The 17,441-nt window shown below is 43.5% G+C and carries 13 protein-coding genes; 3 read left to right on the forward strand and 10 right to left on the reverse strand.

Translation table 11 applies throughout. From position 1 onward, the window contains the following. Window positions 1–22: 22 nt before the first annotated feature. Together ftsX and ftsE are read right to left on the reverse strand one after the other, a co-directional pair. Window positions 23–937, reverse strand: coding sequence for a permease-like cell division protein FtsX (gene ftsX, locus MHI32_RS28255; RefSeq protein WP_076123828.1), 915 nt, complete (start codon window positions 935–937; stop codon window positions 23–25). Next, window positions 927–1,613 carry a cell division ATP-binding protein FtsE gene (gene ftsE, locus MHI32_RS28260; RefSeq protein WP_036678556.1) on the reverse strand — a complete coding sequence of 229 codons (687 nt, stop codon included), beginning with the start codon at window positions 1,611–1,613 and terminating at the stop codon, window positions 927–929. The genes ftsX and ftsE overlap by 11 nt, the downstream gene beginning before the upstream one ends. Before the next feature lie 342 nt (window positions 1,614–1,955). Here ftsE and MHI32_RS28265 point away from each other — a divergent pair, with 342 nt between their 5' ends. Beyond that, on the forward strand, window positions 1,956–3,383 hold the full coding sequence (locus tag MHI32_RS28265; protein WP_340011477.1) for a VanW family protein: 1,428 nt from the start codon (window positions 1,956–1,958) through the stop codon (window positions 3,381–3,383). Between the two features lie 153 nt (window positions 3,384–3,536). Next, a complete protein-coding gene (locus MHI32_RS28270) occupies window positions 3,537–3,944 on the forward strand; it encodes a CBS domain-containing protein (RefSeq protein WP_076123832.1) in 408 nt (135 codons plus the stop codon). 37 nt (window positions 3,945–3,981) lie between these two features. On the opposite strand, the gene MHI32_RS28275 is transcribed toward MHI32_RS28270, so the two are convergent. The 8 genes from MHI32_RS28275 to MHI32_RS28310 all read right to left on the reverse strand — a co-directional run bounded on the left by MHI32_RS28275 (window position 3,982) and on the right by MHI32_RS28310 (window position 12,453). Further along, window positions 3,982–4,584: a DL-endopeptidase inhibitor IseA family protein gene (locus MHI32_RS28275; protein ID WP_051491029.1), complete on the reverse strand. Its 603-nt coding sequence runs from the start codon at window positions 4,582–4,584 to the stop codon at window positions 3,982–3,984. A 196-nt stretch (window positions 4,585–4,780) separates the two neighbouring features. Beyond that, complete coding sequence (gene pilO / locus MHI32_RS28280; protein ID WP_340011479.1) at window positions 4,781–5,386, reverse strand: type 4a pilus biogenesis protein PilO; 606 nt, start codon at window positions 5,384–5,386, stop codon at window positions 4,781–4,783. After that, the gene (pilM, locus tag MHI32_RS28285) at window positions 5,370–6,971 is read right to left on the reverse strand and encodes a pilus assembly protein PilM (RefSeq protein WP_340011480.1); all 1,602 of its coding nucleotides are present in this window, start codon (window positions 6,969–6,971) and stop codon (window positions 5,370–5,372) included. The genes pilO and pilM overlap by 17 nt, the downstream gene beginning before the upstream one ends. A gap of 15 nt (window positions 6,972–6,986) precedes the next feature. Beyond that, on the reverse strand, window positions 6,987–7,736 hold the full coding sequence (locus tag MHI32_RS28290) for a prepilin peptidase (protein ID WP_340011481.1): 750 nt from the start codon (window positions 7,734–7,736) through the stop codon (window positions 6,987–6,989). Between the two features lie 102 nt (window positions 7,737–7,838). Further along, window positions 7,839–8,300, reverse strand: a complete 462-nt coding sequence (locus tag MHI32_RS28295) for a type II secretion system protein (RefSeq protein WP_076282437.1) — start codon at window positions 8,298–8,300, stop codon at window positions 7,839–7,841. Window positions 8,301–8,490: 190 nt separating this feature from the next. After that, entirely contained in the window at window positions 8,491–9,696 is a 1,206-nt protein-coding gene (locus tag MHI32_RS28300) for a type II secretion system F family protein (RefSeq protein WP_076123841.1), read from the reverse strand. After that, the gene (locus tag MHI32_RS28305; RefSeq protein WP_076192431.1) at window positions 9,696–10,745 is read right to left on the reverse strand and encodes a type IV pilus twitching motility protein PilT; all 1,050 of its coding nucleotides are present in this window, start codon (window positions 10,743–10,745) and stop codon (window positions 9,696–9,698) included. Before MHI32_RS28305 ends, MHI32_RS28300 begins: the two co-directional genes overlap by 1 nt. A gap of 43 nt (window positions 10,746–10,788) precedes the next feature. Continuing rightward, on the reverse strand, window positions 10,789–12,453 hold the full coding sequence (locus MHI32_RS28310; protein WP_340011483.1) for an ATPase, T2SS/T4P/T4SS family: 1,665 nt from the start codon (window positions 12,451–12,453) through the stop codon (window positions 10,789–10,791). Window positions 12,454–12,817: 364 nt separating this feature from the next. Here MHI32_RS28310 and MHI32_RS28315 point away from each other — a divergent pair, with 364 nt between their 5' ends. Continuing rightward, a complete protein-coding gene (locus tag MHI32_RS28315) occupies window positions 12,818–17,407 on the forward strand; it encodes a DUF5057 domain-containing protein (RefSeq protein ID WP_340011484.1) in 4,590 nt (1,529 codons plus the stop codon). The last annotated feature ends 34 nt before the right edge of the window (window positions 17,408–17,441 follow it).

Raw genomic sequence — 17,441 nt, forward strand, 5'->3', positions numbered from 1 at the left:
CTCCCCATCCTTCACTCTTAAATTAAACTTTCAAAAACTTACGAATAGAAACCGTACTTCCCCAGACGCCGATCAACACACCTAGTCCAACTAACAGACCTACGAGCAGCAGCCAAATATCACTGAAAGGGATCAGCTGCAATCCGAGCATTGGATCTCCCTGTATCGAAGATTCCAAACCCTTGTAACCGGCATATAAAACACCCGAAGTAATCAATGATCCAATGAGTCCAATTAATGCCCCTTCTATAAAGAAAGGCCAACGAATAAAATAATTTGTCGCACCTACCAGCTTCATAATCCCAATCTCTTTGCGCCGGGCAAGAATCGTTACCCGAATAGTATTGGAGATAAGGAACATAGACATAAGTGCCAGCCCCGCTACAAAAATAAAGCCAATGTTGCGTACGGCACGCGTAATTTTAAACAATGTTTCTATCGAGCCTTTGCCATATTTCACTTTGTAGATAGGCTGCTCGGTATGTGTCTTGTTAAGGGCTTGAATCTTCTCAGCCACAAAAGCAACGGTAGTAGGTTCAATAACTTCTACCTGAAGGGTATCTGGAAGCGGGTTATTGTCTTCATCGAACCCTTCCAGAAGCTCTGCTGCCTCCTCGCCCATATCTGCGCGGAGATCTTTAAGTCCCTGTTCCTTGGAGATGAATGTAATCTTGCTGATCTCCGGCATATTGCCAATTTCAGTCTGTAGGGTCTCACGCATCTTCTGATCCGTATTCAAAGCTAGATGCACTTTGATCTGTACCTGACTGTCTGCCTCATCAGCTACAGAATTTACGTTAAGAACAAGAAGAATAAATACACCTAGAACAAAAAGAGAAACAACAATCGAAGTGATTGAGGCGATCGACATCCAGCCATTACGGAATACGCTTTTGAAGCCTTCCCGCACATGTCGCAAGAAGGTTTTAAAACTCATAACCATATTCCCCTCTCGCTTGGTCTCTGACAATGTTTCCATTCTCAATCGCAAGCACCCGTTTGCGCATTTTGTTCACAATATCTCTGTTATGGGTAGCCATTACAATCGTTGTTCCACGAAAATTAATCTCGTCAAGCAGCTGCATAATGCCCCATGAAGTCTCGGGGTCTAAGTTACCTGTAGGCTCGTCCGCAATAATAACAGAAGGATTGTTGACGATAGCCCGTGCAATAGCGATCCGTTGCTGCTCACCACCAGAAAGCTGTGAGGGCTCACGATTCGCTTTACTTCTCAGCCCAACCAAATCAAGAACCTCATTCACACGCTTCTTGATGACTTTTTTCGGCGCTTCAATAACTTCCATAGCAAAAGCTACATTCTCGTATGCCGTCATTCTGGGCAAAAGCCGAAAATCTTGAAATACAACGCCGATATTACGGCGGACATAAGGGATTTTGCGTGGTTTTAGCTTTCCTATATTGAAACCTCCCACCGAAATCTGTCCTTTGGTAGGCACTTCTTCTCTATAAATCAATTTCATAAAAGTAGATTTACCCGCGCCGGAAGGGCCGACAACGTACACGAATTCATTGCGGTCGATTTTCACTGAAACTCCTTGCAGTGCGTGAGTTCCGTTAGGGTACGTTTTCCATACATCTTGCATTTCAATCATTTTCTCACTTCCCAATTATGACATTTTCCACTTGTGCGAATCGACATTGTCCACCTCAAGTTTCCATAAACTTCAATATTTCCGCAATGTATCTATTGTAACAAATCTGTAACTGATTGAGTACCCCGTAACTGCACGACTATTCGAAAGTTTTGTAGTGACTGGACATATACATATAAAAAAGCACCTAGCGGTGCCTGTTATCAGATGTCGTAACTCCCTTTATTAGAGACTACTTATTTCTTACTAATTTATTATCGGTATCCCACGAAGTGTTCTTTAAGTTCTGTTACAGGGCCGCGCCTGCTTAGCGCAATCCAAATCCCCAAAAGGAGATTAATCATGAAAAAAATCCATGCTGCCCTCATAGTGGTCATCGCACTCGTCCTTATCGGCTCCTGTATTTACGGAGGGCTTCATCTATATGGCAGCAAAACCACGCTTCCAAAGGGTACAACCCTTGCCGGCTGGCAGGTCGGAGGTATGACCCTCACCGAGGTCCGCTCCCAGCTGGATAAACGGCTGCATGCCCTCGAATCCGTCCCTCTAGTGCTAAAAGTGGAAGGCAATGCAGATTTACCCCTAACTCTTAGTAAGACTGGATTGAGCTATGATGCCTCTGCTTTTCAGCAGGGCTTAAAAGAGCTTGCCGAAGGAACGCTTTGGGAGCGGGTAAAGGCACGCTATAACTTCCCTAAGTTGTGGAAGCTTGAAACCCATCTGGAAATCGCACAATTTCAAAAGATTCTAAGTCCCAGTTGGGAGAAGGAGTCCTTTGGTGAACCAGTGGACGCTACACGACGAATTACAGGCGATGACCGAATCGTATATACTTCTGAGAAAACTTCCCTGGAGGTTGATTGGACAGCTCTGGAGACTTCCTTAGGAGCAGCTGCCCCCACCAGCTTTAATCATCTGAATGCCCTGCTGGAGAAAGGAATCACGATGCAGGTCCCTTTGTTAATCCTGCAGCCTGACATAACTTTAAAGAAATTAAAGGAACAAGGTATCGAGCGAAAAGTAATGCAGTTCAGCACCTCTCTAGGTGCAAGTGGACCTGGACGAAGCTACAACGTGGAAGCTGCTGCCAAAGCTGTGGATGGAACCATTCTCCCGCCTGGAGCCGTCTTTGATTATGGAAAAGCTATAGAAAAAGCAAAGGTGAATTACGGCTTCCGTGAAGCGCCGGTGATTGTGAACGGCAAGCTGCAAGCAGGTGTTGGTGGAGGGATCTGCCAAGTGTCGAGCACTCTTTACAATGCCGCACTGCGTATAGGGCTAGAAATTGTGGAACGCCGTAATCATTCCTTGCCCGTCAACTACTTGCCCAAAGGTCAGGACGCAACATTCGCTGAAGGTTATATCAACTTTCGTTTTCGCAATACGACTGGCAAATATCTCATAATTAAAGCAGCTGTGCAGGGTAAATCACTGACCATAAAGCTGTTCGGCACGTTTCCGCAAAATGTCACTTACAAAGTTCATTCAAAAACAGTAGAGGTACTCCCACCAGTCGATAAATACGTAAACGATTCTTCACTGCCTCGTGGCAGCTCACGCGTTATTCAAAATGGGAAAACCGGATATATTGTTGAAACCTACATTACAAAGTATGTTGACGGTAAATCCACTGAGGTGAATAAACTGTCCCGCGACGTATATTACGCACAAAAACGATTAATCGCCATTAATCGTGGAGGCGTGAGCAAATCCATAATCCCGGATGTCCCCCGAAAGCAACTGGTGGAGGACGGCGTCCGCAGTGAATAGCTAACAACAAATAACCGGTCAGAGCCCCTAAGGTCTGATCGGTTATTTTTTCCAGCCATCTATTTTACCTGTAGCTTACGTTACCCGGCTTTGAAATTTACGATTCAGGGGTACATTAGAAGTAGACCCATAATCAGAAAGGATGAACATCCTATGACAACAGCTCTTGTAAATGATCTTACTGGTATTGTCCGCAGTGCTCCTGCTATTTTTGCCTCACGCACTTGCAGAGAAGCCCTTCGCGTCATGTTTCAGCATCCAGAATCCAAATGTATCGTCGTCTGCAATGCTATGAATGAACCCCTCGGATTGTTGATGAGCGAACGTTTCTTTTTGAAAGCTACAGGAAGATCGGGAGTAGACCTGTTCTACAGAGAACCTGCCATGAAGCTTATGAACAAAACCCCGCTCATTCTTGACATTTCCACTCCACTCGATATGGTATTGAGCCTCGCTATGAACCGCCCAGATCCTATGAAAAATGATTGTGTCATTATCACTCGCAAAGGTAAATTCGCTGGTGTTGCATATACCTCTGACCTTATCCGCGCCCAAGCGTAGAACCTCTTTACCTTTCCTCTTCTACCCTAAACCTACCTCAAAAAAGAATATCCGGTGACGTATCAATTCTCCAGTATCCATTCACCTTTTTCAGCTTCACATACACCGACTCACTGCCTTCCTGCCCGCTCGAATAAGGAACTGTTAAGTCAAATTCAGCGGTTGTTGCAGTTTTGGAGAGCATTCGGGCGGTGGCTTTTTCAAACATTAATGAGTTTCCAAGATCCGCATTCACCTGTGACATTCTACCTTCATGCTCCAAAAATTGAGTCTGCACATAATAAGCTGCTGCATTATGCGTGTAGGCTTTTTTTATGTAATTCATCAGCTTCGCCTTTGTCCCAATATCATTGGAAAGGTAACGGTACTCTTGCGCTTTATACATGAAGGTTTCCATCGGGAAAAAGTTGCCCCCGCGGCTAGTATAGAAATAGATTGCTCTGGCATGTACAACAAGCGGAACCACACTTTTTACCGTCAAATTGTTTATGGTAGCTGGGCCTTCTTTTCCTGTGCCAATCACAGCCACATTTTTTATTGCCGAGCTTCCCACTGATGATGAAGCTGCCATAACTCCGCTACCTGCTGATAAAAGGCCTAAGGATAGGGCCAACGAACCAAGCATCCATTTTTTGTTCATCTGAAGTTCCTCCTCTTTCATCTAAAAAATACAGGCGATCGCCACTGTTTCAGCTTATGCACCCCGCAAGCTAAAATACCCAATAAACAGAGGAATGAAAACGTATTACAACTCTTTTGAAAATATAAAAAAACTCCACCCTCCTGATTCACAGGAAAAGCGGAGTAATATAATTAAATAAAGTAGTACTAGAACCCTAATTGGATGCTGCTGCGGTGGCCTCATAATACGCTGTAAAAGCTACGTTAGCAGTCAAAATACTCTCCGTATTGTTCTTAGTACGATTCTCGTAGGATTGCTGAAAATTGAAAGAGTCCACATTCACAATACGAGGTAAGGCTTGTAGTTCATCCATCCATTGCCGTATCCCCGAATATGTCCCCTCCACCACTGCAGTCATTTTGATCTGTTTGACCGTCGGGAATGACACCTCAGCTGAACCTGTCATTTGTTGAATCGGATTAGCCTCATCCAAAACAAAACTAAGATCCTTTAGCCGCGCTTGTGAGGACGTGCTAACCTCCCGCAAATCAACAATCAGACCTTCGCTGTCATCGCCCTTTGGGAGTTCCCCCAGTAATTCCTTCTGTTCTAGATCTCCCTCATTGCCGCTGCCCTTCAGCTCATTGATTTTGGTTTGGAGCATTTCTGCTTCCTTTTCCAACTGACTGATCTCGCTGCTCTGTGCGGAAATTTCCTTATTAGTCGGCTGAACACCTAGCATATAGAACGCAAACAATATCAGGAATAGAATTAACACCCCTAGTACGATGGGAGAGCGATATTTATTGATCTGTTCCATCGCTGCTCACCTCCCCTTGGCTGGCATCCGTTTCACTTTTTTGCTGCTTAGCCGCTGCTAAGTTCACTTTATAAATAGCCGTATACGTATTGTATGAAATGGCATCGGCGGCTCCTTCAGTAAGCTTTTGAACAGAGGCATCGGCCGTAAAAGACATTTGGCGAAGTTGTCTTAAATAGTTGGAAGCATCCTCCATAGTGGATACATTTACAGTCAGATCTATAGATGTCCGGTAGGTATAGTTAATATCACGGATTAGTGCCTCCTTAGGCAATCCTTCCACTAATTCGTCCAAGATAGGGACAGCAATCACCTTATTGTCCTGAAGCACTGTGATGGCTGCTTTCCGATCCAGTTGTCCAGGTCCGCTGTTCTTAAGCTTCGCGAGCTCTACTTGGAGCATTAAACTGCGATCCTGCAGGCCTTGCAGCTCTTCTTTACCGTTAGAAATTTGACCCTTATTGGCCGAAAAATAAATCCCCGTTCCGATCATCCCCAGCAGCCAGATCGCTACAAGCCCCATCGTGACATAAGGAAATAGCAACGTCTCCCGATCTTCTCTCGGCAATAGATCAATCGTATCCGTGTTGATGCTATTTTTTAGAGCGGTCCCGGCAGCTACACGGTAATCATTTAGATCAGGGTCAGAAACAGCAGCACTAGCCATCTGTTCCAGACTTATTGGTGTTATTTCAAGTTCAGCTAGGGACTGCTGGAGTTCCAGGTCCAGTTGTTTACGAATCGAGGGAGTGCCCGTAATCACTAAATTGTTGATACGAGTGGAACCATCATGCAAGCTGTATTGATAAAAGCTGAGCATACGGGAGATTTCCGCAGTGATTTCAACCATTTGCTCGGGTGATAAATGTTCTTCCACAGCGACAGCTGTTTCTGCCAAGGTTTCACTGTCTGTCAAAAGATCCATTCCCGCTAAATTTCTTCCTTTATGTAGATCAAGTAAGTTTATCGTACGAATGAAGACCGGATTCCCGTTTCTGAACATATAAATGTCCATTACCGATGGCTCCATATTAATCAGCATCGTCTCCGCAAAGCTCTCCCCGTGCCCAGTGGTTATAGCACGCGCCAAGGCGGTTGCCGAAATTTCGACACTGCTTATCCGAAGACCCGCCCGCTCCAGAATTTCTACGTAATCCTGAATCGATTTTCGCGGAGCAGCAAATACGAGCAGATGACTTTGCTCCTCATCCACTTCGAGCGTTACATAGTCGTAGACAGGATTTTCAAAAGGTAAATGCAATCCCGTCTCCACTTCCAGCTTCACGAGTTGTTCTACCTGTTTGTCATTGGTACTAGGAATACTCATTTTACGGATAATGATCTGCGAAGGTGGAATGGACAAAGAAACCTTACTTCCCCTTAACCCTTCCTTCTTCACCCACTGCCTTACCCGATCATAAAGCGCCTCGCTATCCGCCACCTGATTCTCAATGATCATGCCTGGAAGGAGCGGGAGAAACCGTTTTTTACGGACTTCCCATGACTGTTTATTCTTAAAACTAATATAACGGATTCCGGCAGCTTCAATTGAAAGTCCGGCCACTTTGGGGCCTAATCCAAGCATGTGATCGATGTCCTCCTATCCGATGAGCGAGAGATACGCGCCGATGATGTGTGAACCATATCCAAAACTAATTAAAGCTCCTATAGCTAACCATGGGCCGAAGGGTACCGGCTGTTTACGTTTGATTACACCGAGCAGCATCAGCAGTCCGCCCACCACGCTCCCAAGCAGACAAGCCACAAAAAAGGCCAAAATTACATTCGGAAAGCCAATCACCAAACCCAACAGCGCAAATAACTTCACATCTCCAGCCCCCATGCCACCTAATAGAACAAAAGGGATAAGGCCCCCTCCCCCAAGCACAGCTCCTAGCAGATGATGCCATATCGGTCCTTCTGGAAATAGCAGTACAAGAATCAGCAGCAGCGGTAAAAAAAACAACAATACCTTGTTGGGAATCAGCATGTACTTCAAATCCGCAACCGTCACGATAACCACTAAACTCACAAGAATGAACCCGATGATTCCCTTACCCGTCAGGCCAAATTGCAAATACACCCATAAAAAAAGCAAACCCGTTGCCGCTTCTCCAAGCGGGTATAATGGCGATACCCTTGTGCCGCAGTATCGGCACTTGCCTCCTGACAGCAGGTAGCTTAGCACCGGAAACAAATCCCGCGCTTTCAGCCGCGTGTTGCAGTTCGGGCAATGTGACGGCGGATTAAGCAAGGATCCCTTGGCCGGCACCCGCAGCGCTACTACGTTATAGAAGGAGCCTAGAATCAGACCCAGTAATGTGATGTAACTTGCGATAAATATCGTCATGGTTGTCCTCTGTTAGCTTCTGGATTTTAAAAAAGGAATCGGGAAGTCCGATTCCTTAAGGAAACAAATCAGTGGAATATAATAACAGTAGTAAGTTATATATTATTTTGCTTTAGAACTTAAGACTTGTTTAGCTGTAAAAACACCTGTTGTTTTATCTGCACCAGCTGCTATTGGTTTAATTACAATGTTATCCAATTGTCCTTCCTTGGTATAATTAACTGTTGCCTCAGTGATCTTTGCTTTTGAACTTGGAAGACTGATCTCCTTATCTAGATAACCTTCATCTTGCATTTCTTTAAGAGTTACCGTTACAGCAGCAGTATCATCATTAAACTTCCCATCTTTTTCACCAACAATATATAATCTTGATGCATCATAAATTTGACGAGCTGTTGCTACATCAGAATCTTCTTTAGCATTCGATATTACATTCCCAATCAAAGGTATAGCAATTACCGCAATAATCCCCAAAATAACAATAACCGCCAGCAACTCAATCAGCGTAAACCCCTTTTGATTTTCCTCTTTGCTTAATCTTCTCTTAATGGCTTGTGCTAACATTTGATTTCCCCCTCTAAGTGGTGTGTGAGTGATAAAACCTATATTCTTCATTTCAGTGAATCCAGCATCATCTTTCTTGTGCTTACGGAAACAGCTCGTCCATCGTCGTCTAAATGCCAGCGTAAGTTCGTGGATCTTGCCCCGCCTCCCCGGCGTCACCCCTCTCAATATATACAAGGAACCAAGAGGTTCACATATTACCGTACAGACTGAACATCGGCAGCATAATGGCGGCTACAATGACACCTACAACAGCGGCTAGAAAAGCGATCAATAGTGGTTCAAGCAGCGATTTCAGACGGTCAACGGTATTCTCCACGTCCATCTCATAAAAATCAGCTACCTTGGACAACATCGTGTCGAGCGCCCCCGTCTCTTCGCCAATCGCTATCATCTGCGTAACTAGTGGCGGGAAGACCCAAGCTTTTTTTAGCGGCTCAGATAGTGGATTTCCTTGTCTCAGCGAATCCCCTGCACTACGGATGAATTTCCCGATGACCTTATTTCCTGCTACCTCCTCAACAATCACCAAGGACTGTAGGATCGGTACAGAGCTGGCATAAAGAGAAGAAAATGTGCGCGTAAACTGAGCAATCGAGCCTTTTTGATTCAGCTTACCAAACACAGGTATCTTAAGCTTGGCATAATCCAGAGCGTAAGCACCCTTTTCCGTACGTTTTGTAATCTGAAAAGCTATCACTAGGAGGAGTACTCCGAGTATCCAGAAATACCATTGACCTTGAATGCTTTTGCTAAGTGCCAAGACCATCTGTGTAATTGCCGGAAGCTCGGCATCCATCGATTCGAACATGGTCACAAATTGCGGCACAATCGCCCAAAGTAGATAGATAACCGCGGCAATCGCCATAACCCCTACGGTAATCGGGTACGTAAGCGCTGATTTTATCTTCTCTGTCGTGGTGTGCTGTTTCTCAAAAAACATAGCCAACCTGTCCAACGTCCCCTCAATATCACCGGATTCCTCACCGGCACGGATCATACTGACAAATAGCTGCGGGAAGATTTTTTTATGATCCTGAACGGCTTGTGAAAACGATATCCCGCGCATCAGGCTGGAATTAACATCTACTAACGCTTTGCGCAGTGGCTTACTCTCGGTCTGCTCTGCCAAAATACGCGTTGCATCCACAATCGATACCCCCGCCCGCATAAGCGTGGCAAACTGCCTGCAATAAATGATGAAATGAATCGGCTTAACGGGATTACCAATATAAATGTCCATCGATAAAATTGTGGTTTTGCGTTCAATCAGTGAAAATACCGTAAGTCCCCGCTTGCGTAGCTCCTCCATCGCCGTAGGTTTATCGGTTGCCGTTAGTTTCCCTTTGATAGATTTGCCTGCGGATGTCTTCACCTGATATTCAAAAAGAGGCATCAGCTGCTCACCTCCGCCATAAACGCCTTAGCTGCTGTTGGATCAATAAGCCCCTGCGATAAATAGTCACGGATGCTCATGTCCAAGGTGTGCAAGCCTTGTGAGCGTCCCGTTTGCATCACATTTTTGATCTGATGTGTTTTTTCGGTACGAATAAGATTGGCTACGGCTGGTGTATTGATCAAAATTTCCGTAGCGCATAAACGCCCCCGACCTCCAGCCCTTGGGAACAACCGCTGACTGACTACTGCCAGCAGCACTGATGCTAGTTGTGAACGAATCTGTCCCTGCTGATGGCCCGGAAAAGCGTCGATAATTCGGTCAATCGTCTGTGGTGCGTCTGTTGTGTGTAAAGTTGCCATCACAAGATGACCTGTCTCTGCGGCCGTAACCGCTGCTGAAATGGTCTCCAAATCCCGCATCTCACCAACGAGAATGACATCCGGATCCTGACGTAAGGCAGCACGCAATCCATTAGCAAAACTAGCCGTATCACTTCCCACTTCACGTTGATCTACTAGACAGGTTCCATGGTTATGTAGAAATTCTATCGGATCTTCCAACGTCACTATATGCTTGCTCTCCGTCTGGTTAATATAATTCAGCATAGCTGCAAGCGTAGAAGATTTGCCGCTGCCTGTGGGTCCTGTAACCAAAATTAGACCTTGTGGCTTAAGCGACAAAGTAGTTAAAATCGAAGGCATCGACAGCTGTTCCAGACTCGGAATCTCTGCAGGAATGGCCCGGGCGGCGATACTAACCTCGCCCCGCTGACGATAAACGTTCACCCGGAATCTTACCCCACCATCAAGCGGATATGAAAAATCCAACTCGCCCGCATTCCGAAATGCTTCAATTCGTTCATTACCAAGTAGCATTTTGGCCATATCTGCCGCTTCTTCAGCAACCACGGACTCACCCTCAAGCGAGTGCAGCTTTCCATCCATCCGAATAACCGGCGGTGATCCTACGGAAATATGTAAGTCAGAAGCTTTGGAGGAGTAAGCCGTTTGTAATAGTTGTCTAATATCCCGCGTATACGTTGGCATTAGCCGCTCCCCCTAAGTTAGAATGCTAAATCGCTGTTAACCTCTAATGTGAGACCGTCTCGCGCATGACTTCTTGAAGCGTTGTAATTCCTTGACTGACCTTGAGTAGTCCGTCATCCATCAGTTGAACAAGCCCTCGCGCTTTACCTGCTGCACGCAGTTCCTCTACTGAGGCAGTGTTTGTAATGAGCTGCCGTAAGTGATCATCAATACTGAGTACTTCATGAATCGCTATTCGTCCACGATAGCCAGAATTGTTACAGCTACCACAGCCGCGTCCACGCTGTAACTCTTCCGCAGGTAGTCCTAGGCTACGTAGCATAATTGCTTCCTGTTCAGATGGTTTGTAGGTTTCTTTGCAGTCAGTGCAAATTTTGCGCACCAGCCGCTGTGCTACCACACCAATCAGCGAAGAAGCGATCAAATAAGGTTCTACCCCCATATCCCGCAATCGGGAGACGGAGCTAATCGCATCGTTTGTATGTAAAGTAGACAACACTAGATGACCCGTTAATGAGGCGCGAACAGCAATTTCAGCAGTTTCAGCATCCCGTATCTCACCGACCATTACGATATTCGGATCTTGTCGAAGAATCGAACGTAGCCCAGCTGCAAAGGTTAGTCCAATAGCCGAGTTTACGTGCACCTGATTTACTCCTTCAAGCTGGTATTCCACTGGATCTTCGACTGTGATAATATTTGCGCTTTCTACATTAAGTTGATTTAACGCTGAATATAAAGTTGTTGTTTTTCCGCTACCTGTAGGGCCCGTGATTAGCAAAATCCCATAAGGACGAGCTATCATCTCCTTAAAAGCTTCTGCATTCCCCTCACTGAATCCCAAAGCATCTACGGATTTGACCCCTGTGCTTAAATCTAGCAGCCGCAGCACAATCTTCTCTCCGTGCATCGTTGGTAATGAAGACACACGAATATCTACCATTTTGTAATCGAACTGCATTTTGATCCGCCCGTCCTGCGGCAAACGCCGTTCTGCGATATTCAGGCGGGCCATTATTTTCAGACGGGCGGTGATAAAGCCCTGCATTTGCTTAGGAATAATCCGCTCTGTCCGTAAGGTTCCGTCAATGCGGTAGCGGATGGTTAAATTATTTTCACCTGGATCCATATGTATATCAGACGCCCGCAGGGCAACTGCCTGCTGAATCATCTGGTTGACCAAACGTACGATTGGAGAGTCCTCATCTGTAATCTCGGTCTCCTCTATTTCTTCCTGTGTCGGAAGTTCTACCAGCATCTGATTCATAGAATCGCGCATGCCATAGTGACGCGCAATCGCCCGCTGCAGCTCATCTCTCGTAGAAATAGCGGGTTCGATCCGAAAACCAGTACTCATTCGTAAATCTTCTATCGCAAAATAATCCAGCGGGTCCGCCATCGCAACCATCAGCTTACCACCCTCTTTTAAGAAGGGAAGCACCTGATATCGCTTAGCCATACTTTCAGGGATAATCTGCGTGATTGCGGGATCTATCTGGTATTTAAATAAACTGACATGCGGGATGCCGAGTTGAAATTCAAGCACTTCAATCAGCTGCTGCTCCGTGATATAACCTTGAGAGATTAGCAGATCGCCGAGCTTACGTTTACTCTTACGCTGTTCCGCGAGAGCCTCAAGCAACTGGTCCTGCGAAATAATATTATTTTCTACCAGCAAGTCTCCCAGTCTCTTTTTCGCGATAGTCAAGTCTATTCATCTCCGTATGCCGTTATTTATGCCGGCTGAAATAATGGATATTTTTTATAGAAATAGAAATCAAATTCCCAGCAAGATTCCCTCAAAAACGAAAGATATAATTACCATAAATAGACCTTCCATAAATTTGTCAATTTTGAGTATTTTTCAATCTAACTAGGACTTTAGTTATAATTTAATAGGTATATTTCAATAGATTTATGTTGTCTATCAATGCTGAATGTCCTAGAATGTATATAACATAGATTGGATAATTTTACAACGACACGGAATGAAAAAGGCTGTCGGAATCTAGCATATACGAGACGGAATACGACCATATCTGCCAATAGTTAACAATCAGGGAGAGATGACAATGAAACTTGCCAGTAACAAAAAAGTTTTTATTTTTACAGTAACTACCCTGCTTCTCCTTCTGCTTGTTCTGCCAATCAAAAATCACTTTATGAATGTCGATGCCAGTTCTAATGAATACCAAATTCGTATGCTGGAGGTTACAGAGAGTGGGGTTAGTGAGCTTGCGTCTCTAAAAACGGGAATATCTAACCTTACCATCGACACGATGAGTATGAAGCGCTTTGTGGCGCTGCGGGATGATCTGGACGGGAGATATGATGCGGTATATATCGGGAAGGGGACTTACAGTACAAGTGGGGTCTCCGGAAAAGATCATAATACCAAAGCAGTTATGAATGACATAACTGCCCTGAAAGCCAAAGAAATTACCGACTATTTTATTAATAAAGGACTTTACGTATTACTCAACAAAGAGCCGTTTGATACGCAAACAACTAACCAGCGAGGAATATTGTACAACACCTTCAATACCTACCGGACATTAACACCAAAATCAAATGTTAAGTTCGTCGATAACAATGAGTTAAATACATGGATCGAAAATTTGAAGAAAGAGTCTTCTGCTCAGAAGGATCTTTTAAAGCAACGTCCTCGTATTCAAATTACTAATAAAGCTAACATTATTGATTACAGCCAGAACCAGGAACATGTTTATAAACCCGGAAATAATCTTAGTTTTAAATTCAACGTATCAAATGTAAATAATCTCAACGATCGTCCCATTCTAGCCAAATTGTATGTCAGTGTAGATAAGTCGATTAAAATGACTGAAAATGACGTCGTAGCTGTACAGACTTTAAATCAAGATCCTAATGGTGAAATTGTATACAAGCTTCCTAATACATACTCCGGGCTTCTATATTGGAAGCTAGAAATCGTAGATAACTTAAATCCGAACAAATTAAAAGACTTTGATAGCGGTACGATTCAATTCCTTGGCAAGAAAACAATCGTTAATATTCTTCAGGTGTTGCCTACTATCGCTGCTAATGAAAGAAGCAGTAGTTTACGCAATCCTGAAAATATGACGCAAAGCTTCCTAAGTAATAGCAGCTACGAGTTAAAAATTACAACCAAGACCATTTCCGAATTCAACACCGATATTGCGACTCAGTATGCCAAAGATAATAAATATGGATTAAACGGCGTATATGATATGCTCATTTTTGGATTTCGCGATGTTTATAATGACAAAGCCCCGTTAAGTGACCTTGCAACCCAGGCTGTTATTGATTTTACCGAGGTTACTAAACAAAGCGTTATGTTCACACATGATACGGTATATCAAAATAAAAGTAATTGGGTTAAAAAATTCAAAAAAATCACGGGTCAGATCGACCCGGAAACAAACTTAGGTTTAAACGCTCCTAGTCCCTCAACTACAGTCAAACCAATCAATGATGGCTTGCTGACCCAGTACCCTTTCTACTTAAGTACTATCAATGCAAATAATGAGCAGACAAATATTATTCCACCACAAGTAGCAACTACACATAATCAATACTTCACTTTGGATCTGGAGGATGCTTCGGTCATCCCATGGTATAACATAACCGGGAGTTCGCGCGATATCGATGATAGCTGGAACCACTATTACACATACTCAAAAGGAAATGTCACTTACTCAGGTACTGGTCATGTATTCGGAACATCCAGCATTAAATTTCCGGAATGGGAGCAAAAGCTCTTCGTCAATACAATGTATCGCGCGTATATTGGTGCAAATCATGCGCCAGAGATCACTGTATCAACACCTCAGCAAGGTGAAATAAAGCCTTCTTACCAGAATGAACTATTAATAGATTATGTTGTCGAAGATCCCGATTTAAAAGATCGTGATTTATTTACAACTATTCGTTTTAAGTCCGGAGATACTTATCTACCTAATACAGGGATGGCAGAGAAGGCAATTCTTTCAGGAGAAACTATTCATCAGGTATTTCCAAACCCTCTGCCGAGCGGTGGTAAACTCACAATAGAAATTACAGCGCGTGATAAGCAAGGCGCTTATGCATCTCCCAAAAATATTGATATTACCATTTCGGAGGCAAGATCGAATCTTGAATTATCACGGGAATTGTCAACCAATGTTAGCACTAGCGGCGAAGTAGCAAAAAACGAATCTTTTACTATCACTTATGTCATTCAAGCCAAGCCTATTCCTTTTGATCAAGTAAGTACTATCGATCAAGCCTACGATCATCAAGTAATTTCTAATATTATTTTCCGTGATACTCTACCAGCGAACATTAAACTTGAAGCATCAGGTTTACCTGATGGGATGACTAATCCTTCTGGTAGTGTAGAAACAGGACTAACATTAGAGAAGCCGCTTAATAACATTACTTATACATTGAAGAACATGAATGGGATTAAGACGTTCCAACCCGATTCTCATGAACCCATCAAATTCACTATTAATGTATCAGCAAATGTAGCAGCAAGATATATATTCAATAATGCCTTAGTTGACTTCGTAGATATTCATGCTGTTCCTTCTGCATCTCCTACTCCAACGGCGACAGCAGTTGTCACGGCTAGTCCATCATCTAGCGCTACTTCTAATTTCAACCCATCGGTTTCTGCAACTGGCTCCGGGCTTGGAATTGCTGGTGATTATAATGCTTTTATATTTGGAAAAGCCACAGTGACTGCTTCTTTGAGGGGTAACCTGGCAGCTGGGGGTGATACTACTACCAGTAGCGTGGACATTAACATGTCCAACGGCAACAAAGTACCTTATGCTATAGTTACTGGTGGTAACCTAGATTTCACCAATGGTACTGTATATGGAAATATCATTCACCAAGGAGAATTCAATAAAGTTGATAGTGGCAGCATCATCTCAGGAACATACAGGAAGGTTACCGATACACTTATCGATTTTGCGTCAGCTCAACAATATTATGTGAATCTATCGAATCAACTAGCCACGGTTCCGCAAAATGGAACAACAGAGCTAAAATATAACGGTTTATATATTAAAGGAGATCATTCAGTCAACATATTTAACCTTACATCAGATTATTTTAATCAGGCAGGATGGACTAATATTACTGCTTCTTCAGGCTCTACTATGATTTATACTATTACTGGTTCAACTGTTAATGTTCACAAAGCCTTTGATCTGCCACAGAATACAACAGGTAACAACATCCTATATAACTTTCCAGATGCAACAACGGTCAATATCTCGGGGGTAGAAATAAAAGGTTCGATCCTGGCTCCTAAAGCAGCACTAAACATCAGCAATGGGAATGTATATGGCAATGTAATTGCCGCTTCTCTGAGTACTGCATCATGCTATATTGCTATCCTTCCCTATACGGGACCAGTTCCTGTACCAACACCAACACCGACACCATCATCAACGCCGACACCGTCGCCGTCTTCTAATCCGCTAGTGCGTACGATCATTAAATTTTCTGAGATGACGATTACTGCCATCGACAGAATAACTACTTTAGAGTTAAGTGGAGCACAACTTTTATTAGGAGATAGCCAAATGCTTTCTCTGATTATTAAGCCCTTGGAGAAATTCAATCAACTGATCTGGACATCAAGCAACGATAATATTGTTAGTGTTAGTCCATTAGGCGTCGTGTCTGGTAAAAAGGTTGGCTCTGCTGAAATTACAGTAGCTGCTAACGATGGAAGTAATCTTATTAGTAAGGCTACTGTTACTGTTCTCGATCCACAATTAAATATTGTTGGACCTAACAGTGCTCTTGTAAATGAGAAAATAGATTTCAACGCTATTTACTTAACAAAAGAAACGGGAACCCAATTTTCATGGAGCGTCGTGGATGCAAATGGATTACCAACTAATGATGTAGCTCTTAATAGTGATAACGACCAGGCTCATCTTACAGCAACAAAATCAGGGGTATATACTGTAAAACTTACTGTAACTACTGATTTGAATACAGGTGGCGTTAATACCTTCAAAACAATAACTGTTGGACTTAAGTCCTTAACAATCAAAGGATCTAAGAGTGTTTTCCAGGAAGAAACAATTAATTTAGAGGTAATTACTGATCCTGACAGCGCAAGTAAAGAGCAGTATGAATGGAGTTTGGTTAACCAGAATGATCTTGAATATGCTGGATTTGTCGCAGCGGATAATCCTACTCCTGTCTCAACTATAACAACTTCCACGAAGAACGTTATATTAAAGGGCTTAAGTTCACATGAAAATATCCAGATCCAGGTCAAAGCCGCTGGTACTATCAGTAATATTCATACAATAAGTGTGCCTCTTGATCCTGGACTATTATTCCACCCGGAATCAGGAAAAATCACAGTCGGAGAATCCCTTAATTTGCTACCCTGCTTATGGATAACTCCTTATGGAAATCTACCTGATAGCATTTTACACAAACTACAATGGGAGATAGTAAGTAATAAATCAAGTGAGGATGCTTCTAAGCCAGTTGTTCTGCAAGAACAGAATGGAGTCTATCGTGGGCTCAGTAAAGGAGAAGCTGTTATTAGAGCTTATTATTTTACCCAAAGTAAGAAGACAATTGAAGCGTTTTATACGATAACGGTTATTGGAACACAAGATACTATAGAAAATCGCTACTAAATCACATCAAAATCTATATTATGTAAAAGCAGCC

Origin of the sequence: Paenibacillus sp. FSL H7-0690 (assembly GCF_037980415.1) — a bacterium.
GTDB classification, from domain to species: Bacteria; Bacillota; Bacilli; order Paenibacillales; family Paenibacillaceae; genus Paenibacillus_AQ; species Paenibacillus_AQ odorifer.

Bases quoted from the DNA above. Each gene is read 5' to 3' on its own strand.
- MHI32_RS28290 (WP_340011481.1), bottom strand. From the start codon at position 7,736: ATGACGATATTTATCGCAAGTTACATCACATTACTGGGTCTGATTCTA.
- MHI32_RS28295 (WP_076282437.1), bottom strand. From the start codon at position 8,300: ATGTTAGCACAAGCCATTAAGAGAAGATTAAGCAAAGAGGAAAATCAA.
- ftsX (WP_076123828.1), bottom strand. From the start codon at position 937: ATGAGTTTTAAAACCTTCTTGCGACATGTGCGGGAAGGCTTCAAAAGC.
- MHI32_RS28300 (WP_076123841.1), bottom strand. From the start codon at position 9,696: ATGCCTCTTTTTGAATATCAGGTGAAGACATCCGCAGGCAAATCTATC.
- MHI32_RS28275 (WP_051491029.1), bottom strand. From the start codon at position 4,584: ATGAACAAAAAATGGATGCTTGGTTCGTTGGCCCTATCCTTAGGCCTT.
- pilO (WP_340011479.1), bottom strand. From the start codon at position 5,386: ATGGAACAGATCAATAAATATCGCTCTCCCATCGTACTAGGGGTGTTA.
- MHI32_RS28265 (WP_340011477.1), top strand. From the start codon at position 1,956: ATGAAAAAAATCCATGCTGCCCTCATAGTGGTCATCGCACTCGTCCTT.
- MHI32_RS28315 (WP_340011484.1), top strand. From the start codon at position 12,818: ATGAAACTTGCCAGTAACAAAAAAGTTTTTATTTTTACAGTAACTACC.
- pilM (WP_340011480.1), bottom strand. From the start codon at position 6,971: ATGCTTGGATTAGGCCCCAAAGTGGCCGGACTTTCAATTGAAGCTGCC.
- MHI32_RS28270 (WP_076123832.1), top strand. From the start codon at position 3,537: ATGACAACAGCTCTTGTAAATGATCTTACTGGTATTGTCCGCAGTGCT.
- MHI32_RS28305 (WP_076192431.1), bottom strand. From the start codon at position 10,745: ATGCCAACGTATACGCGGGATATTAGACAACTATTACAAACGGCTTAC.
- ftsE (WP_036678556.1), bottom strand. From the start codon at position 1,613: ATGATTGAAATGCAAGATGTATGGAAAACGTACCCTAACGGAACTCAC.